At 64.2% G+C, this 16,788-nt stretch carries 14 protein-coding genes; 13 read left to right on the top strand and 1 reads right to left on the bottom strand.

Going from position 1 to position 16,788, the window contains the following annotated elements:
- Window positions 1-7: 7 nt before the first annotated feature.
- Genes WA070_RS17410 through WA070_RS17375 form a run of 8 tightly spaced genes read left to right on the top strand, consistent with a single transcriptional unit; the run spans window position 8 to window position 9,246 of the window.
- A complete protein-coding gene (locus WA070_RS17410; protein ID WP_422635169.1) occupies window positions 8-1,291 on the top strand; it encodes an NAD(P)/FAD-dependent oxidoreductase in 1,284 nt (427 codons plus the stop codon).
- Window positions 1,288-2,832 (top strand): ABC transporter substrate-binding protein, encoded by a 1,545-nt coding sequence (locus WA070_RS17405; RefSeq protein WP_422635168.1) that lies wholly within the window; start codon window positions 1,288-1,290, stop codon window positions 2,830-2,832. The genes WA070_RS17410 and WA070_RS17405 overlap by 4 nt, the downstream gene beginning before the upstream one ends.
- A complete protein-coding gene (locus WA070_RS17400; RefSeq protein WP_422635167.1) occupies window positions 2,832-3,812 on the top strand; it encodes an ABC transporter permease in 981 nt (326 codons plus the stop codon). The genes WA070_RS17405 and WA070_RS17400 overlap by 1 nt, the downstream gene beginning before the upstream one ends.
- Entirely contained in the window at window positions 3,809-4,648 is an 840-nt protein-coding gene (locus WA070_RS17395; protein ID WP_422635166.1) for an ABC transporter permease, read from the top strand. The genes WA070_RS17400 and WA070_RS17395 overlap by 4 nt, the downstream gene beginning before the upstream one ends.
- Window positions 4,645-6,453 carry an ABC transporter ATP-binding protein gene (locus WA070_RS17390; RefSeq protein WP_422635165.1) on the top strand — a complete coding sequence of 603 codons (1,809 nt, stop codon included), beginning with the start codon at window positions 4,645-4,647 and terminating at the stop codon, window positions 6,451-6,453. The genes WA070_RS17395 and WA070_RS17390 overlap by 4 nt, the downstream gene beginning before the upstream one ends.
- Window positions 6,450-6,755 (top strand): (2Fe-2S)-binding protein, encoded by a 306-nt coding sequence (locus WA070_RS17385; protein ID WP_422635164.1) that lies wholly within the window; start codon window positions 6,450-6,452, stop codon window positions 6,753-6,755. Before WA070_RS17390 ends, WA070_RS17385 begins: the two co-directional genes overlap by 4 nt.
- Complete coding sequence (locus tag WA070_RS17380; RefSeq protein WP_422635163.1) at window positions 6,737-8,113, top strand: FAD-dependent oxidoreductase; 1,377 nt, start codon at window positions 6,737-6,739, stop codon at window positions 8,111-8,113. The genes WA070_RS17385 and WA070_RS17380 overlap by 19 nt, the downstream gene beginning before the upstream one ends.
- Window positions 8,110-9,246 carry an NAD(P)/FAD-dependent oxidoreductase gene (locus WA070_RS17375; RefSeq protein ID WP_422635162.1) on the top strand — a complete coding sequence of 379 codons (1,137 nt, stop codon included), beginning with the start codon at window positions 8,110-8,112 and terminating at the stop codon, window positions 9,244-9,246. The genes WA070_RS17380 and WA070_RS17375 overlap by 4 nt, the downstream gene beginning before the upstream one ends.
- Window positions 9,247-9,361: 115 nt before the next feature.
- Here WA070_RS17375 and WA070_RS17370 read toward each other — a convergent pair whose 3' ends face one another.
- On the bottom strand, window positions 9,362-10,834 hold the full coding sequence (locus WA070_RS17370; RefSeq protein ID WP_422635161.1) for an aldehyde dehydrogenase family protein: 1,473 nt from the start codon (window positions 10,832-10,834) through the stop codon (window positions 9,362-9,364).
- A gap of 208 nt (window positions 10,835-11,042) precedes the next feature.
- Between WA070_RS17370 and WA070_RS17365 the strand changes: the two genes are divergently transcribed.
- The 5 genes from WA070_RS17365 (at window position 11,043) to WA070_RS17345 (ending at window position 16,668) form a co-directional block, all read left to right on the top strand.
- Complete coding sequence (locus WA070_RS17365; protein ID WP_422635182.1) at window positions 11,043-11,900, top strand: GNAT family N-acetyltransferase; 858 nt, start codon at window positions 11,043-11,045, stop codon at window positions 11,898-11,900.
- On the top strand, window positions 11,897-13,360 hold the full coding sequence (locus tag WA070_RS17360; protein WP_422635160.1) for an NAD-dependent succinate-semialdehyde dehydrogenase: 1,464 nt from the start codon (window positions 11,897-11,899) through the stop codon (window positions 13,358-13,360). Before WA070_RS17365 ends, WA070_RS17360 begins: the two co-directional genes overlap by 4 nt.
- Window positions 13,361-13,452: 92 nt before the next feature.
- Complete coding sequence (locus tag WA070_RS17355; RefSeq protein ID WP_422635159.1) at window positions 13,453-14,520, top strand: tartrate dehydrogenase; 1,068 nt, start codon at window positions 13,453-13,455, stop codon at window positions 14,518-14,520.
- Window positions 14,521-14,764: 244 nt separating this feature from the next.
- Complete coding sequence (locus WA070_RS17350) at window positions 14,765-16,153, top strand: aspartate aminotransferase family protein (RefSeq protein WP_422635158.1); 1,389 nt, start codon at window positions 14,765-14,767, stop codon at window positions 16,151-16,153.
- Between the two features lie 20 nt (window positions 16,154-16,173).
- Window positions 16,174-16,668, top strand: a complete 495-nt coding sequence (locus WA070_RS17345; protein WP_422635157.1) for an Lrp/AsnC family transcriptional regulator — start codon at window positions 16,174-16,176, stop codon at window positions 16,666-16,668.
- The last annotated feature ends 120 nt before the right edge of the window (window positions 16,669-16,788 follow it).

The raw sequence follows: 16,788 nt of genomic DNA, 5'->3' as shown, positions 1-16,788 counted from the left end.
TAGCGCCATGGTCGCTTCCCCCCTCTCCTATTGGCTCGCCAGCGCGCCTGCCTTCACCGGCGGCGCGCACGGCGCGGTTGAGGGCGTCGCCGATGTTGCCATCATCGGCGGCGGCTTTACCGGCCTATCGGCGGCGCTGGCACTGGCCAGACGCGGCGCAAATGTCGTCCTGCTGGAGGCGGACCGGGTCGTGGGGGAAGCGTCCGGGCGCAATGGGGGCCAATGCAACAATGGTACGTCCCATGATTATGGCGCCTTGTCCGCCCGTTTCGGCAAGGACGTAGCCAAAGCCTATTATCGCGCCCATTGTGATGCGGTCGATACCGTAGAGCGGTTGGTGCGCGAAGAGGGCATCGATTGCAGCTTCAACCGTTGCGGCCGGGTGAAGCTGGCCGCCAAGCCCGCCCATTATGACAAGCTGGCCCGCGCGCATGACCTGCTGGTGCGCGAAGTCGATCAGAATGTCCGGCTCGTTCCACCCGAACGCATCCGCGACGAAGTGGGATCAGACGATTTTTACGGCGCATTGATCCAGACCACCAGCGCGCAGATTCAACCGGCCCGCTTCGGCGTCGGTTTGGCGGAAGCCGCGGCGGGCGCGGGTGCGCGCATTTACGAACAGGCACGAGTCAGCGACTTTACGCGGTCCCCGCAGGGCTGGCGCGTCACGACGCCGCGCGGGACGGTGATGGCCCGGCAATTGCTGGTCGCGACCGGTGGCGCGCCTGCGGGCCAGGCGTTCGGCTGGTTTCGCCGCCGCATCATATCGGTGGGCAGCTTCCTTATCGCGACGGAGCCGTTGGACGACACGACCATCGACGCGCTGCTGCCCCATCGCCGCAACTATGTGACCAGCAGGAATATCGGCAATTATTTCCGCCTGACGTCCGACAACCGCCTCATATTTGGCGGACGCGCGCGCTTCGCCATCAGCGATCCGCGATCGGACATGAAAAGCGGCCGCATATTGGAGCAGACGCTGGGCCAGATGTTTCCCGCGCTGGCGGGCGTGGGCGTCGATCATGTGTGGGGCGGCATGGTCGACCTGACCGCCGATCGCCTGCCGCGCGCGGGTGAGCGGGACGGGCTATATTATTCCATGGGCTACAGCGGCCATGGCGTGCAGATGGCGACCCATATGGGGCAGCAGATGGCGCGCGTGATCAGCGGCGAGCCGGACGCCAATCCTTGGGGTCAGCTGGACTGGCCCAGCGTGCCGGGCCATTTCGGCAAGCCATGGTTCCTGCCGATGGTGGGCCTGTGGTATAAATGGCAGGACGTCATCCATTGACCGATGTATTGGCCCCTTTTTCCCGTCGCGGCCTGATCGGCGCGGGTCTTGGCCTTGGTGCGGGGCTGCTTCTGCCCGATGGCGCGATGGCGGCCGGTCGTCCACGGCGGGGCGGGCGCATTCGCGCTGCCGGCATGTCCAGTTCGACCGCCGACACGCTCGATCCGGCCAAGGGGTCGATGTCGAGCGACTATATCCGTCATTATATGTTCTACAGCCTGCTCACCCAACTGGACCGCAACCTTGTCCCCCAGCTGGAACTGGCCGAACGGATAGAGAGCACGGACCAGATCAACTGGCACATCCGGCTGCGCAGGGGCGTGACCTTTCATGATGGCGCAAGCCTGACCGCGCAGGACGTGGTCTGGTCGCTGCTGCGCCACAAGAACCCGGCGACGGGATCGAAGATGGCGCAAATCGCCCAGCAATTCGCGCAGATCCGGGCGGCGGGCAAACAGGACGTGGTCATTCGCCTGACCGGTCCCAATGCCGACCTGCCCGCCATTCTTGCTCAGACGCATTTTGCGATATTGCGCGAGGGGACGAGCGATTTCCGCACGGCGAACGGCACCGGACCCTATCTGTGCGCACAGTTTCGACCCGGTGTTCGCACGCTGGCACGGCGTAATCCCAATTTCTGGAAGCCGGGCAAACCTTATCTGGATGAGATCGAACTGATCGGCATCCCCGACGAGTCCAGCCGCGTCAACGCCCTGCTGTCGGGGGACGTCCACCTGATCCTGGCAGTCAATCCGCGATCGAGCAAACGCGTCATGGCGTCACTGGGCCATACGCTGATGGTCACGCCATCGGGACTGCACACCAACCTCATCATGCGGCAGGACCGCCTGCCGACCGGAAACCCTCATTTCGTCGCGACGATGAAATATCTGTTCGACCGCCCCCTTATCAAGCGCGCGCTCTATCGCGGCTATGCGACGATCGGCAACGATCATCCGATCCCGCCCTTCCATCCCTATTATCGCGCGGACCTGCCCCAGCGGTCGCTGGATCTGGACAAGGCGCGCTGGCATCTGCAGCGGTCCGGGCTGGGCAATGCGCGGCTGCCGGTCTATGCGTCGCCTGCTGCGGACGGATCGGTCGACATGGCGTCGATCCTGCAGGAATATGGGTCGCGCATCGGTCTTAATCTGGCGGTCAATCGGGTGCCGGCCGACGGTTACTGGTCGACCCACTGGATGAAGCATCCGCTGGGCTTCGGCAACACGAACCCGCGCCCCACCGCAGACCTGATGTTCAGCCTGTTCTACAAGTCCGACGCAGCGTGGAACGAGAGCGGTTGGAAAAACCCCCGCTTCGATCACTTGCTGCTGGAGGCCAGAGGCGAGTCGGATCAGGCACGGCGCAAGCAGCTTTATGGCGAAATGCAGGAACTGGTCCGCGATTATTGCGGGGTTGGCATTCCGGTGTTCATTAACCTGATCGACGGTCATGACCGGCGATTGAAGGGCATGTATCCGATCGCCTTTGGGGGCATGATGGGCTATCAATTTGCCGAACATGTGTGGTGGGAAGGCTGATGGCGGGCGCGTCTTCCCAAGGCGGCATGAAGGCCGCATTCATTCTGATCGGCAAACGGTTCGCATCCTCCATTCTGACGCTGCTGCTGGTATCGGTGACGATCTTCGTGATCGCGCAGCTGCTGCCCGGCGATGCGGCGCAGGAAGTCCTGGGGCAGAGCGCAACGGCGGATCAGGTTGCAGCATTGCGCCATGACATGGGCCTCGATCGCCCGGCCTATGTCCGTTACGCCAGTTGGCTCGGCGGCATGGTCAGCGGCGATCCGGGACAGTCGATGGTCGCCAACATGCCGGTGTCCGAAGTGATTGCCGAACGACTGCCTAACAGCCTGTTGCTGGCGGCCCTGACCGCGCTGGTCGCCGTGCCGGTCGCCTTGTCCATCGGCATCGGGTCAGCGATGAACCGGGGCGGGCGGATCGACCGCGCGCTGAACGTCGCGACGCTTTCCATGGTCGCGGTGCCGGAATTTCTGGTGGCGACCATCGCCGTGCTGATCTTTTCGGTCAAGCTGCGTTGGCTGCCCTCCATCGCGATGGCATCGAACGACATGGGATGGGGCGAATATCTGGGCGGGGTGGCAATGCCGATCCTGACGCTGAGCGTCATCGTGATCGCGCAAATGGCGCGGATGACGCGCGCGGCGGTGATCGACCAGATGGACCGGCCCTATGTCGAAATGGCCGTGTTGAAAGGCGTAACGCCGGTGCGAGTCATCATGAAGCACGTCATGCCCAACGCGATCGCCCCCATCGTCAACGCCATGGCATTAAGCCTGTCCTATCTGCTGGGCGGGGCGGTGATCGTGGAAACCATATTCAACTATCCCGGCCTCGCCAGCCTGATGGTCAACGCCGTCACCAGCCGCGACATGCCATTGTTGCAGGCGTGCGCCATGATCTTCTGCACGGCCTATCTGCTGTTGATGCTGATAGCCGACGTCACCGCGATCCTCGCCAACCCAAGGCTGCGTGCGCAATGATCGCATCTGCACTCTCCTACGCCAAGGCGCTGCCGCTATCGGGCAAGATCGGGCTGACGCTGGTCATCTTCTGGCTGCTGGCTGCCCTGTTCGGGCCGATGATCGCGCCCTATCCGATCGGCGCCTTCGTCGCCTATGATGTGTTCGACAGTCAGTCGGCGGCACATTGGCTGGGCAGCGACTATCTGGGCCGGGACGTGCTCAGCCGGACGCTTTCGGGCGCGCGCTATACTGTCGGTCTGGCTGCTGCCGCCGCGCTGCTGGCGAGTACGACCGGCACGGCACTGGCGCTGACGGCGGCGGTGGGCGGCGCGAAGGTGGACGAACCGCTCAGCCGCTTCATGGACATGCTGATTTCCATCCCCTCCAAGATTTTTTCACTGGTGCTGGTCGCGGCGTTCGGATCGTCGCTGGGCCTGCTGCTGCTGATTGCCGCCTTTACCTATGTCCCCGGCAATTATCGCATCGCCCGCGCGCTGGCAGTCAATCTGGCGCAGATGGACTATGTGCAGGTGGCGCGGGCGCGGGGCGAGGGGCGCTTCCACATCGCCATCGCCGAAGTCCTGCCGAACATGATCCACCCGCTGCTCGCCGATTTCGGCCTGCGCTTCGTGTTCATCGTGCTGCTGCTGTCGGGCCTGTCCTTTCTGGGGCTGGGCGTCCAGCCGCCGGACGCGGACCTGGGGTCGCTGGTGCGGGAGAATATTTCGGGGCTGGGCGAAGGCGCGCTGGCGATACTGGCGCCCGCCATCGCCATCGCGACGCTGACCGTGGGCGTCAACCTGCTGATCGACGCGATTGGCGTTTCCGGGCCGGGACAGGGGAAACGCCGGTGAGCGAGAGACCCCATGTCGAGGTAAAAGGCCTGCTCGTTACCGCGCGCAATGCGGCGGGGGAGACATTCCCGATCGTCAGCGGCATCGATTTTTCTTTGCAGCGCGGGCAAGTGCTGGCGCTGATCGGCGAATCCGGGTCCGGCAAGACAACCATCGCGCTGACGATGCTGGGCCATGCACGGCCCGGTGCAGTCATCGCTGGCGGATCGATCCGCGTGGGCGATGCCGATATTGGGACGCTAGACCGCAAAGGGCTGGCGGCGCTGCGCGGCAACCGCATCGCCTATATCGCGCAAAGCGCCGCGTCCGCCTTCAACCCGTCGCGCACGATCATGGATCAGGTGGTCGAACCGGCGTTGGTCCACGACCTGATGCCGCGCGCGCAGGCTGAGGCCAAGGCAGTGGACCTGTTCCGTGCGCTCGCCCTGCCCTTTCCCGAGACAATCGGTGCGCGTTATCCGCACCAATTGTCGGGCGGTCAGTTGCAACGACTGATGGCTGCGATGGCGCTGATTACCGATCCCGAACTCGTCATTTTGGACGAGCCGACGACCGCGCTGGACGTCACCACGCAGATCGAAGTGTTGCGCGCGTTCAAGGCCGTGGTGCTGGAGCGCGGAGCGACCGCCATCTACGTGTCGCACGACCTGGCCGTCGTCGCGCAGATGGCGGACCAGATCGTCGTGCTGCATCAGGGACGCATCCGGGAAGCGGGCCAGGCCGCGCAGATATTGCATGCGCCCGCCGACGATTATACCCGCACGCTGATGGCGGCCGCCCGCCCCGCCATGCGTCCTACACCGGTCAAGGCCGACCTGCCCGCCGCGCCGTTGCTGGAAATACGGGGCATGACGGCGGGTTATGGCAGGATTGGCAAGGATGGCCGCCCGCGCGTCCCCGTGCTGCGCGACATCAACCTGACGATCGAGCGCGGCGCGACTTTGGGCGTCATCGGTGAGAGCGGGTCGGGTAAATCCACCATCGCGCGCGTGATCGCCGGGCTGTTGCCACCGACCAGCGGTCAGGTGCTGCTGGACGGAGAGCCGCTGCCGCCCGGCCTGCATGGCCGCACGCGTGACCAGTTCCGTCGCGTCCAGCTGGTGTTTCAGAATGCCGACACCGCGCTCAATCCCGCGCACAGCGTCGGACGGATACTGGAACGACCATTGACCTTCTATCATGGGTTGAAGGGCAATGCCGCGCATATGCGGGTGCTGGAACTGCTCGACCTCATCCGCTTGCCCGCCAGCCTGATCGACCGGCCGATCGGTGGGCTGTCTGGGGGGCAGAAGCAGCGGATCAACCTGGCCCGCGCACTGGCCGCCGATCCGCAACTCATCCTGTGCGACGAAGTGACGTCGGCGCTCGACACGGTGGTGGGCGCGGCGATCCTGGACCTGATGGCGGAACTGCGCCGGGAACTGGGCATCGCGACGATGTTCATCAGCCATGATATTTCGACCGTGCGGGCGATCTGCGACGATGTTTTGGTGCTTTATGCTGGCACGATGGTCGAAACCGGGCCGCGCGCGGCGTTCGGTCAGGCTCCCTTCCATCCCTACACCGATCTGTTGGTCGGGTCGGTGCCCGAAATGCGGGCCGGTTGGCTTGAGGAAAGCCATGCCGGTGCAGCGCCCCCGCCAATCGGCGCGATCGGCGATCATCCCGACCTCTGCCGCTTCCTGCCACGCTGCCCTGCGCGCATGGACGGCCTGTGCAACACCACGCCGCCGCCCCGCCGTCAGCTGGACAAGGGCAGCCGGATATTGTGCCATCTTGGAGACGAAAGCCTGATGCCGTCATGAACCGTTTCGTGCGTCTGGGCGAAACCGATCGCCCCGGCATCACTGTGCATGTTGATGGCGCGCCCGTCGCCGCGCTGGAGGGCGACACGCTGATGGTCGCGCTGCTGAGTGCGGGCGATGCGCTGCGCCAGTCGGAATTCGGGCCGGAACGGCGGGCGGGATTCTGCCTGATGGGCGCATGTCAGGATTGCTGGGTGTGGACGGAAAGCGGCGACCGCCTGCGCGCCTGCTCCACGCTCGCGGCATCGGGCCAGCGCATTGTCACCAGCCAGCCGGGGGCGTCATGGCCGAACCACGCATAATCATCGTGGGCGCAGGGCCATCCGGCACCCGCGCGGCGCAGGCCTGCGTGCAGGCGGGTGTTCGTCCCATCGTCATCGATGAGGGGCGTCGCGACGGCGGGCAGATCTACCGCCGCCAGCCCGACCATTTCACCCGCCCCTATGCCAAACTCTACGGCACCGAAGCCCCGCGTGCGCAGGCGCTGCACGAAGCGTTCGATGCGCTGAAGGGTGATGTCGATTACCGCCCGGAAACATTGGTGTGGAACATCGCGCAGGGTCATGTCTGGACCGCATGCGGAGCGGCGCAACAATCGCTGCCGTTCGATGCACTGCTGCTGTGTACCGGGGCGACCGATCGGCTGATGCCGGTCAAGGGCTGGAATTTCGCTGGCGCCTATAGCCTTGGCGGCGCGCAGGTCGCGCTGAAATCTCAGGCCGTGTCGATCGGCCACAAGGTCGTGTTCATGGGGTCCGGTCCCCTGCTCTATCTCGTCGCCAGCCAATATGTCGAAGCGGGCGCGGATGTCGCGGCGGTGCTGGATACCGCACCGTTCAGCGCGCGGGTCAAGGCGCTGCCCGACCTGCTGGCCGTGCCGTCGGTACTGTGGAACGGCGTGGCGCTGACGATGAAGCTCAGGCGTGCGGGAGCGGCGCTGCATAACGGCGTCACCCCGCTGGAAATCATCGGCGATCCCGCGTCCGGCGTGACGGGTATCCGGTTCCGCACAGCGACCGGCGTGGAAACGACGATTGCCTGCGACGCGGTGGCGATGGGTCATCATCTGCGGCCTGAAACGCAGTTGGCCGATCTGGCCCGCTGCGCCTTCGCCTTCGATCCGCTGACGCGCCAGTGGCTGCCCGAACGGGACCGGGATGGCCGGGCCAGCGTGGCGGGCGTCTATCTGGCGGGCGATGGTGCCAAAATATTGGGCGCGCGATCGGCGGAGGCCAGCGGACGGCTGGCGGCGCTTGCCGCGCTCGCCGATCTGGGCCTGCCGGTCGATAGCGGCGAAATGACATCGTTGCGCGGCGATGTGGCGATCTACGCCCGGTTCGCACGCGGTCTCGCCAAAGCCTTCCCATGGCCCGCCGATCAGGCTGCCGCCCTGCCCGACGAGGCCGTGTTGTGCCGATGCGAAGGGGTGACGGCGGGCGATCTGCGTGGCGTGATGCGCGAAACCGGTGCGCAGGAAGCCAACCGGGCCAAGGCGTTCAGCCGCGTCGGCATGGGTCGGTGCCAGGGTCGCTATTGCGGCCTCGCCGCTGCCGAACTGATCGCTGCGGAAACGGGTGTGCCGGTCGAACAGGTTGGCCGTTTGCGCGGACAGGCACCAGTCAAACCGCTGACCGTTTCCATTGGAGATACGGACGCATGAGCGCGGCCAGCGACGTCATCATCGTGGGGGGCGGCCTGATGGGGTCATCGGCCGCTCTGTTCCTGCGCGGCCATGGCCTGTCGGTCACGCTGCTGGAAACCGACCTGATCGGACGGCAGGCGAGCGGCACCAATTTCGGCAATGTCCGACGACAGGGCCGCCCGGTCCACCAGCTTCCGCTGGCCAATCGCGCCATCGCCACATGGCGCAGGTCGCGAGAATTGCTGGGCGCGGACGTGGAATATCTTCAGTCGGGCCATATCCGCGTCTGCTATCGCGAACGCCCCGAACTGGTCGGATCGATGGAGGAGTATGCAGCCAAGGCACGCGAGGAGGGGCTGGAACTCGAACTGCTCAGCGGCAATGCGTTGCGCGACAAATTCCCTTTCTTCGGCCCGGACGTTTTGGCCGGATCCTATTCCGCGACCGACGGCCATGCCAATCCGCGCCTCGCTGCCCCTGCTTTCGCCCGCGCGGCGCAGCGGCTGGGCGCGATCGTCCATGAAAATACGAAGATCGTGGACGCGCAAAAGGTCGGTGAGGATTTTATCGTGACGGCGGCGGACGGGCGGACGTTTCGCGCGCCGATCCTGCTGATAACGGCGGGCGCATGGGGCAACGCGCTGTCATCGCAATTTGGCGAGCCGGTGCCGATTGTGCCGCGCGGTCCGAACATGAGCGTCACTGAACCTGTCCCCTACGCGATTCTGCCCGCCGTGGGCGTGATGACGCCGGTGGAGGAGGAAACCGTCTATTTCCGGCAGGTCGCGCGTGGCAACATCATCCTGGGTGGCAGCACGCGTGGGCCGTCCTTCCCCGACGCCTATCGCGCCTATGTCGAGCCGCAGAATACGGTGAGCCAGTTGAAGCATATCCGCCGCCTCGCTCCGTCGCTGGCCCGACTCAACATCATCCGCGTGTGGTCCGGCATCGAAGGCTATATGCCCGACAGCCAGCCGGTCATGGGACCAAGCGCCACGACCAGCGGCCTCTATTACGCCTTCGGCTTTTCAGGGTCAGGGTTTCAGATCGGGCCGGGCGTGGGCGAAACGATGGCGGAAATCATCGCTACGGGCGGCACGGATATTCCTATGGCACCTTACGACATCGCACGGTTTGCGGCGGGCAAATAAGCCAGTCACCGACCTCCGTTCGTTTCGAGCTAGTCGAGAAACATAGGCACCTTACCGCCTGCTTCTCGACTTCGCTCGAAGCGAACGGAGGGGGAATGATCATGTCATAGGCGGATCAAAACTCGATCAGCGCGACCTTGGTCTTCAGGTTCGCGAGATAGGCTTCGCGGCCCAGATCCTTGCCGATGCCTGACTGTTTATAACCACCGGTCGGCAGGATGAAATCGTTGCTGCGGCCATAGCGATTGACCCACACCGTCCCGGCCTCCAGCGCACGGGTCGCGCGCAGCGCCAGCGCGATGTCGCCGGTATGCACGCCCGCCGCCAGGCCGTAGGCGCTGTCATTGGCCAGCGCATAGGCTTCCGCCTCGTCGGCAAAGGTCTGGACGGTCAGCACTGGCCCGAAAATTTCGCCCTGCACTGCCTCGCTATGCTGCGCAGCATTGTGCAGCAAAGTGGGCATGAAATAACTGCCCTGCTGCGGCGCGGTCGTCCGTCCGCCGCCGGTGAGCACCTGCGCGCCCTGCGCCACCGCGCGCTGCACGATGCCGTCGATCCGGTCGAGCTGCCCATCGGAGATGATCGGCCCCAGCGTCGTGTCGGCGGCCCATGTCGGCCCCGCCCGATGCGCTTCGAACGCACGGATGATCCGCTCTATCACGGCATCGGCCACGCTTTCCTGCACCAGCAGGCGCGATCCTGCGACACATACCTGTCCGGCGTTGAGCGTAATGGCGCGCGCAACGATGGCCGACGCCTTGTCGATGGCCGCGTCGGCAAAGATGATCTGCGGGCTTTTGCCGCCCAGTTCCAGCGTCACCGGCTTCGGCCCTGTCTGCGCGCACGCCGTCATGATCGCCGCGCCGGTGGCCGTCGATCCGGTAAACGTCACTTTCGCGACTTCAGGCCGCCGCACCAGCGGATCGCCGACGGACCGCCCATCCCCCTGCACGATGTTGAAAATGCCCGCCGGCAATCCCGCCTCGATCGCCAGTTCGGCCAGCCGTACGATACTGAACGGCGTCATTTCCGATGGCTTGAGCACCATGCTGTTGCCCGCCGTAATCGCAGGCGCGATTTTCCACGCGGCCATCACCAGCGGCAGGTTCCATGGCGCGATCGCGGCGACCACGCCATAGGGTTCGTGGATGGTCAGCCCCAGCTTGTCGGGCGTCGTCGCTGCCACTTCGCCACCGACCTTATCTGCCCATTCGGCAAAGAAGCGTACGGTTTCGGCGGTATAGACGATGTCCCAGGCGCGGATTTCCTTGACCATGCGGGTCGATCCCAACGCTTCCAATGGCGCGAGCGCATCCATGTCCGCCTCGATCAGGTCGGCCCAGCGGCGCAGCACCCGCATCCGCCCGCGCGGATCAGTCTGCGCCCAGCCGCTGCTTTTATAGGCGCGCTGCGCATCTTCGACCGCTTCGCCCAGTTGCGCATCATCCACGCTGTCCAGATCGGCATAGACATGCCCGTCGGATGGCCGCCGCACCGGAATCCCCGCACCCCGCCCCACGACGCGCCGCCCGCCGATGAAATTGCTGCCGGTTGGCAGGGTGATGAGATCGGGGTCGAAACTGTCCACGGTGCGGCTTTCCTTTTCATCGGGCTGGCATGCAGAATATGGATCGCGCGCAGCATGCGATGCAGGTGCAGGGCAGCGTTCGCACCATAATCTTCCAAAAACGACGCGAAGGCGGCAACCCATGCTTGGCCACGGCGATTAAGGTCTACATATGATTTCGACAGCATTGCAGGCGGCAGACACTATTCCCGACAATGGAGCGACAGGCATGGCGACAGGCATAGAGGCGATGGCGGAGTTGCGGCGGATGACCGTGGACGACCTGCCCGCTGGCCATGCCCTGTCCAGTCAACAGAAATGGCCTCACCGGATCGAGGATTGGGACATGTTGCTGAGCCTGGGCTTTGGCTATGTGGCGGAGCGGGACGGGGAGGTCATTGGCACCGCGATGGCGTGGACCTATGGCACCGACGCCGCAACGCTGGGCATGGTCATCGTATCCCCCGCCGCGCAGGGCATGGGCCTTGGTCGCCGCCTGATGGAACAGGTGATGGCCGACCTTGGCGATCGCACCATCCTGCTCAACGCGACCGACGAAGGCGCGCCGCTATATCATAAGCTGGGCTTTGCGCCGGCAGGCCCGGTGTTCCAGCATCAGGGCGCCGCCTTTGCCGTGCCGGTCGCCGAACTCATCCCCGACGAGCGGGTCCGTCCATTGGGCGCGAAGGATATGCCCATGCTTCATGCACTGGCCCGCCGCGCGACCGGCATGGATCGAGCCGCGCTGCTCGATGCGCTGGTGCCCGGTGCGCAGGGCGTGGTGCTGACGCGCGGCAACGAGCCGGTCGGTTTCGCGCTGTTCCGCCGTTTTGGCCGGGGCTATGTTGTAGGGCCGACGATTGCACCGGACACGGGTGGAGCCAAGGCGCTGATCTCGCACTGGCTGGGGTCCAACAGCGGTATGTTCTGCCGTCTGGACATCCCCGAAGAAAGCGGCCTTGGCGGATGGCTCGATGAACTGGGCCTGCCCTGCGTTGGCCGGGTCATGCGCATGGTGCGCGGGCCTACGCCGCAGACGGACCCCGCCGTCAAGACTTTCTCCCTCACGACACAGGCGCTCGGATGATGCTGTCCCTTTCCAATCCCGCCCTTTTCACGCAGCAGGCCTTCATCGGCGGCCAGTGGCGCGACGCTGCGTCCGGCGCGACCGTTCCGGTGGACAATCCCGCGACCGGGGCGATCATCGGCACCGTGCCTGATTGCGACACCGCCGATACGCAGGCGGCGATCGATGCGGCAGAGGCCGCCTTCCCTGCGTGGAAAGCCCGCACCGCAGGCGAACGCGCAGCGATACTGGAGCGCTGGCACGCGCTGGTCATCGACAATGTGGCCGATCTGGGCCGCATCATGACCGCGGAACAGGGCAAGCCCATCGCCGAAGCGGAAGGCGAGATCCGCTATGCCGCCAGCTTCATCAAATGGTTTGCGGAGGAAGCCCGCCGGGTCGAGGGCGGCATCATCCCCGCCCCCGAAGCCAACCGCCGCATCCTCATCATGAAGGAACCGATCGGCGTATCCGCCGCGATCACGCCATGGAATTTCCCCGCCGCGATGATTACGCGCAAATGCGCGCCTGCTTTGGCAGCAGGATGCCCGGTGGTGGTCAAACCATCGGAGCTGACCCCCTATAGCGCGCTGGCTCTGGGGAAACTTGCGGAGGAAGCGGGCTTCCCGGCGGGCGTATTCAACATCGTGACCGGTATGCCGACCGCCATCGGCGGTGCGCTAACCGCCAGCCCTGTCGTGCGCAAATTGTCCTTCACCGGATCGACGCGGGTCGGTGCGTTACTGATGCGGCAATGCGCCGACACGATCAAACGCGTGAGTTTCGAGCTGGGCGGCAACGCGCCACTGATCGTGTTCGACGATGCCGACATCGATCTGGCGGTTGCCAGCACGATGGTCAGCAAGTTCCGCAATGCAGGCCAGACCTGCGTATGCGCCAACCGCATATTGGTGCAGGACAGCGTCTATGACCAGTTCGCCGAAAAACTGGCTGCCGCCGTGGCCGCGCTGAAGGTCGGCGCTGGCGATATGCCCGGCACCACCATCGGGCCATTGATCAACGCCGCCGCCGCCGCCAAGGTGAAGGCGCATATCGACGACGCCCTGTCCCATGGCGCGACCCTTTTTGCGCAGGCTCCGCAAGGCCCGACCGGCGACCGTTTCGCCACGCCCATCATACTGACCGGTGCGACGCGCGACATGCGCCTCGCCGAAGAAGAGACGTTCGGCCCGGTCGCACCGCTGTTCCGCTTCACCCATGAAGATGAAGCGATCGAACTGGCCAATGCGACCAGCTATGGCCTTGCCAGCTATTTCTACACCGAAAACCTGCACCGCGCATTTCGCGTCGCCGAACGGCTGGAGGCGGGCATGGTCGCGCTCAACAGCGGTTCGATCGCGATGGAAGTCGCGCCATTCGGCGGCGTCAAGATGTCCGGTCTTGGCCGCGAAGGCGCGCATGCCGGGATGGAGGAATATCTGGAGACCAAGGCGTTCCATATTGCAGGCCTGAAACTGTAGAGCCGCGTGTTCCCGCGAAGGCGGGAATCCAGCCCCACCCTCTGAACTGGGTTCCCGCTTCGCGGGAACACGTCCGTCGTAAAGGATGTATCATGCGCAACTATTCCATCTCCGTCATCCCCGGCGACGGCATTGGCAAGGAAGTCATGCCCGAGGGCGTGCGCGTGCTGGAGCGTGCGGCCAGCCTTTATGGCTTCACGATCGACCAGACATGGCAGGATTTCGCCTGCTGCGACTATTACGCGAAACATGGCAAGATGATGCCCGACGACTGGAAGGAGCGGATCGGCAGGCCCGACGCCATCTTCTTCGGCGCGGTCGGCTGGCCCGATACGGTGCCGGACCATATTTCCCTATGGGGTTCGCTGCTTCAGTTCCGGCGCGAATATGACCAATATGTCAATCTGCGTCCCGTCCGCCTGATGCCGGGCGTCCCCTGTCCGCTGGTGGGCCGCGAACCGGGCGACATCGATTTCTGGGTCGTGCGTGAAAATACCGAAGGCGAATATAGTTCGGTCGGCGGCAAGATGTTTCCCGGCACGGATCGCGAGATCGTGATTCAGGAAACGGTGATGACCCGCCACGGCACCGACCGCGTGCTGCGCTACGCCTTCGACCTGGCTGCCACGCGCGAGCGCAAGCATGTCACGTCCGCGACCAAGTCCAACGGCATCGCCATCACCATGCCATGGTGGGACGAACGTGTCGTGGAGATGGCGAAAAACTATCCCACCGTCACGCATGACAAATATCATATCGACATATTGACCGCGCAGTTCGTGCTGAATCCCGACCGGTTCGACGTCGTGGTCGCGTCCAACCTGTTTGGCGACATATTGTCCGATCTTGGCCCGGCCTGCACCGGCACGATCGGCGTCGCGCCGTCGGGCAATATCAACCCGGACGGCACGCACCCGTCCCTGTTTGAGCCGGTTCATGGATCGGCACCCGATATCGCAGGCAAGGGTATCGCCAATCCGGTCGGCCAGATCTGGTCGGCGGCGATGATGCTGGAACATCTGGGCGAAGTGGACGCCGCCGCCGCGATCATGCGCGCGGTCGAAACCGTGCTGGCGGAACCGGGCCTGCGCACCGGTGATCTCAAGGGCAAAGCCAGCACCGAAGAATGTGGGAAAGCGATCGCGGACGCGTTGGCGTAAGAACGCACATCGAAGAAGCTACCTGTTCCCGCGCAGGCAGGAATCCAGTTCAGATGGCGGGACTGGGTTCCCGCCTGCGCGGGAACACGGCTTCCTGTCAAATCAGATGCCCCACGGGCAGCGGCAGATTATGCTGCGCCGCCTTACGATTAAAGCGGGCAGCGGCGTCTATTCACCGCATATCAGGCTTTGCACCCGCGCCATGACGATAGGCTGACCCCATCACTACATGGCGAGCAACCCGATGACGCTGAATACCAACCGATCCCTGCTGGACATCGACCGCGATCACCTGATCCATTCCGTCACCTCCTTTCGCGCGCATGAGGCGCGCGGCGCGACGATGCTGCAAAGCGGCAAAGGCATGTGGCTGACCGACATGGACGGCAACGAATTGCTGGACGCGTTTGCGGGTCTGTGGTGCGTCAATGTCGGCTATGGACAGGACAGCATCGTGGAGGCAGCGGCCGAGCAGATGCGCCGCCTGCCCTACGCCACGGGCTATTTCCATTTCGGAAGCGAACCCGCCGCACGGCTGGCGCACAGGCTGGTCGAACTCAGCCCCGAGGGGCTGGACCATGTTTACTTCACGCTGGGCGGATCGGATGCCGTCGATTCCGCCGTCCGCTACATCACCCATTATTATAACGCGATCGGCAAGCCCGCCAAGAAACAGTGCATAGCGCTGGATCGCGGCTATCACGGGTCCAGCAGCACCGGCGCGGGCCTGACGGCGCTCGCCAATTTCCATCGCGGCTTCGACCTGCCCTTGCGCTGGCAGCATCATATCCCATCCCCCTATCCCTATCGCAGCGATCTGGAGGGCGACGATGCGGCGATCATCGCCCGTTCGGTCCAGCAGTTGAAGGACAAGGTGGCGGAACTGGGCGCAGACAATGTCGCCGCCTTCTTCTGCGAACCGATCCAGGGATCGGGCGGCGTCATCGTGCCACCGGTGGGCTGGCTCAAAGCCATACGACAGGCCTGCGACGACCTCGACATCCTGCTGGTTGCCGATGAAGTCATCACCGCCTTCGGTCGTACCGGCCCGATGTTCGCCTGCGAGGCGGAAGGTGTAACGCCCGACCTGATGACGGTCGCCAAGGGGCTGACCGCCGGTTATGTGCCGATGGGTGCGGTGCTGATGTCGGACACGGTGTATCAGGGCATCGCCGATGGCGCAGCCCCGGATGTCGTGATCGGCCATGGCGCGACCTATTCGGGGCATCCGGTCAGCGCAGCTGTGGGTCTGGAAGTACTGCGCCTCTATACCGAGGGTGGCATTCTGGCGAACGGGCAGAAGGTTGCGGCGCGCTTCGACGCCGGGTTGGCGACGATCGCCAATCACCCGATGGTCGGCGACACGCGCGGACGCGGATTGCTGGGGGCGATCGAACTGGTGGCGGACAAGGGCACCAAGGCCCGCTTCGACCCCGCGCTCAAACTGCCCGAGCGATTATTCGCCGATGGCTATGCCAATGGCGTCATATTCCGGGCCTTTGGCGACAATATCATCGGCCTCGCCCCTGCGCTGTGCGCGTCGGACGGGGAAATGGACGAGATATTCGTGCGGATCACGAAAACGCTCGACGGCTTGCTGGAACAGGCCGATATTCGCGCGGCGCTGGGATAAAGAAACGGGGAGCACGGGACATGTTGGGCGGACCCAGACTGGACAGGATCGACCTCAAGATCCTCACGCAGCTTCAGCAATCGGGCCGCATCACCAATGTGGAACTGGCCGATGCGGTCGGCCTGTCACCCAGCCCGTGCCTGACCCGCGTCAAGCGGCTGGAAAAGGCCGGCTACATCACTGGCTATGGCGCGCACATCAACCTGCACAAGCTGGGCGAATTTCTGACTGTCTTTACCGAAGTCACGCTGACCGAACATCGCGCGGGCGACTTTTCCCGTTTCGAAACCCGCATCCGCAAGCTGGACGAAATCGTCGAATGCCATCTGGTCAGCGGCGGTTATGATTATCTGCTGAAATTCGTCACGCGCGGCGTGGCGCATTATCAGTCGATCGTCGAAGGGATGCTGGAAAGCGATTATGGCATCGAGAAATATTTCAGTTACGTCGTCATCAAATCCCCCTTCATCAAACATCATTATCCTATCCAGCATCTGTTTGGTGAGCAGCGGTAGGATTGGGGGGACGCGTGTTCTCGCCTGCGCGGGAACACGATACTCTCTGAAAGATATGGTTTAGGCGATTGTGGAGTTCGACAAATCCGACACCAAAATCCTCCCCTGTAAGGGGAGGGG

The sequence above is a fragment of the Sphingobium sp. genome (genome assembly GCF_049304695.1).
Lineage (GTDB): Bacteria > Pseudomonadota > Alphaproteobacteria > Sphingomonadales > Sphingomonadaceae > Sphingobium.
Note: the sequence above shows the minus strand (reverse complement) of the source record. Positions and strands in the feature narration are given on the sequence as shown.

What these genes read in the sequence shown, in the direction of transcription:
- WA070_RS17410 (WP_422635169.1), top strand. Translation starts at nt 8, where the DNA reads ATGGTCGCTTCCCCCCTCTCCTATTGGCTCGCCAGCGCGCCTGCCTTC.
- WA070_RS17400 (WP_422635167.1), top strand. Translation starts at nt 2,832, where the DNA reads ATGGCGGGCGCGTCTTCCCAAGGCGGCATGAAGGCCGCATTCATTCTG.
- WA070_RS17395 (WP_422635166.1), top strand. Translation starts at nt 3,809, where the DNA reads ATGATCGCATCTGCACTCTCCTACGCCAAGGCGCTGCCGCTATCGGGC.
- WA070_RS17385 (WP_422635164.1), top strand. Translation starts at nt 6,450, where the DNA reads ATGAACCGTTTCGTGCGTCTGGGCGAAACCGATCGCCCCGGCATCACT.
- WA070_RS17380 (WP_422635163.1), top strand. Translation starts at nt 6,737, where the DNA reads ATGGCCGAACCACGCATAATCATCGTGGGCGCAGGGCCATCCGGCACC.
- WA070_RS17375 (WP_422635162.1), top strand. Translation starts at nt 8,110, where the DNA reads ATGAGCGCGGCCAGCGACGTCATCATCGTGGGGGGCGGCCTGATGGGG.
- WA070_RS17365 (WP_422635182.1), top strand. Translation starts at nt 11,043, where the DNA reads ATGGCGACAGGCATAGAGGCGATGGCGGAGTTGCGGCGGATGACCGTG.
- WA070_RS17360 (WP_422635160.1), top strand. Translation starts at nt 11,897, where the DNA reads ATGATGCTGTCCCTTTCCAATCCCGCCCTTTTCACGCAGCAGGCCTTC.
- WA070_RS17355 (WP_422635159.1), top strand. Translation starts at nt 13,453, where the DNA reads ATGCGCAACTATTCCATCTCCGTCATCCCCGGCGACGGCATTGGCAAG.
- WA070_RS17350 (WP_422635158.1), top strand. Translation starts at nt 14,765, where the DNA reads ATGACGCTGAATACCAACCGATCCCTGCTGGACATCGACCGCGATCAC.
- WA070_RS17345 (WP_422635157.1), top strand. Translation starts at nt 16,174, where the DNA reads ATGTTGGGCGGACCCAGACTGGACAGGATCGACCTCAAGATCCTCACG.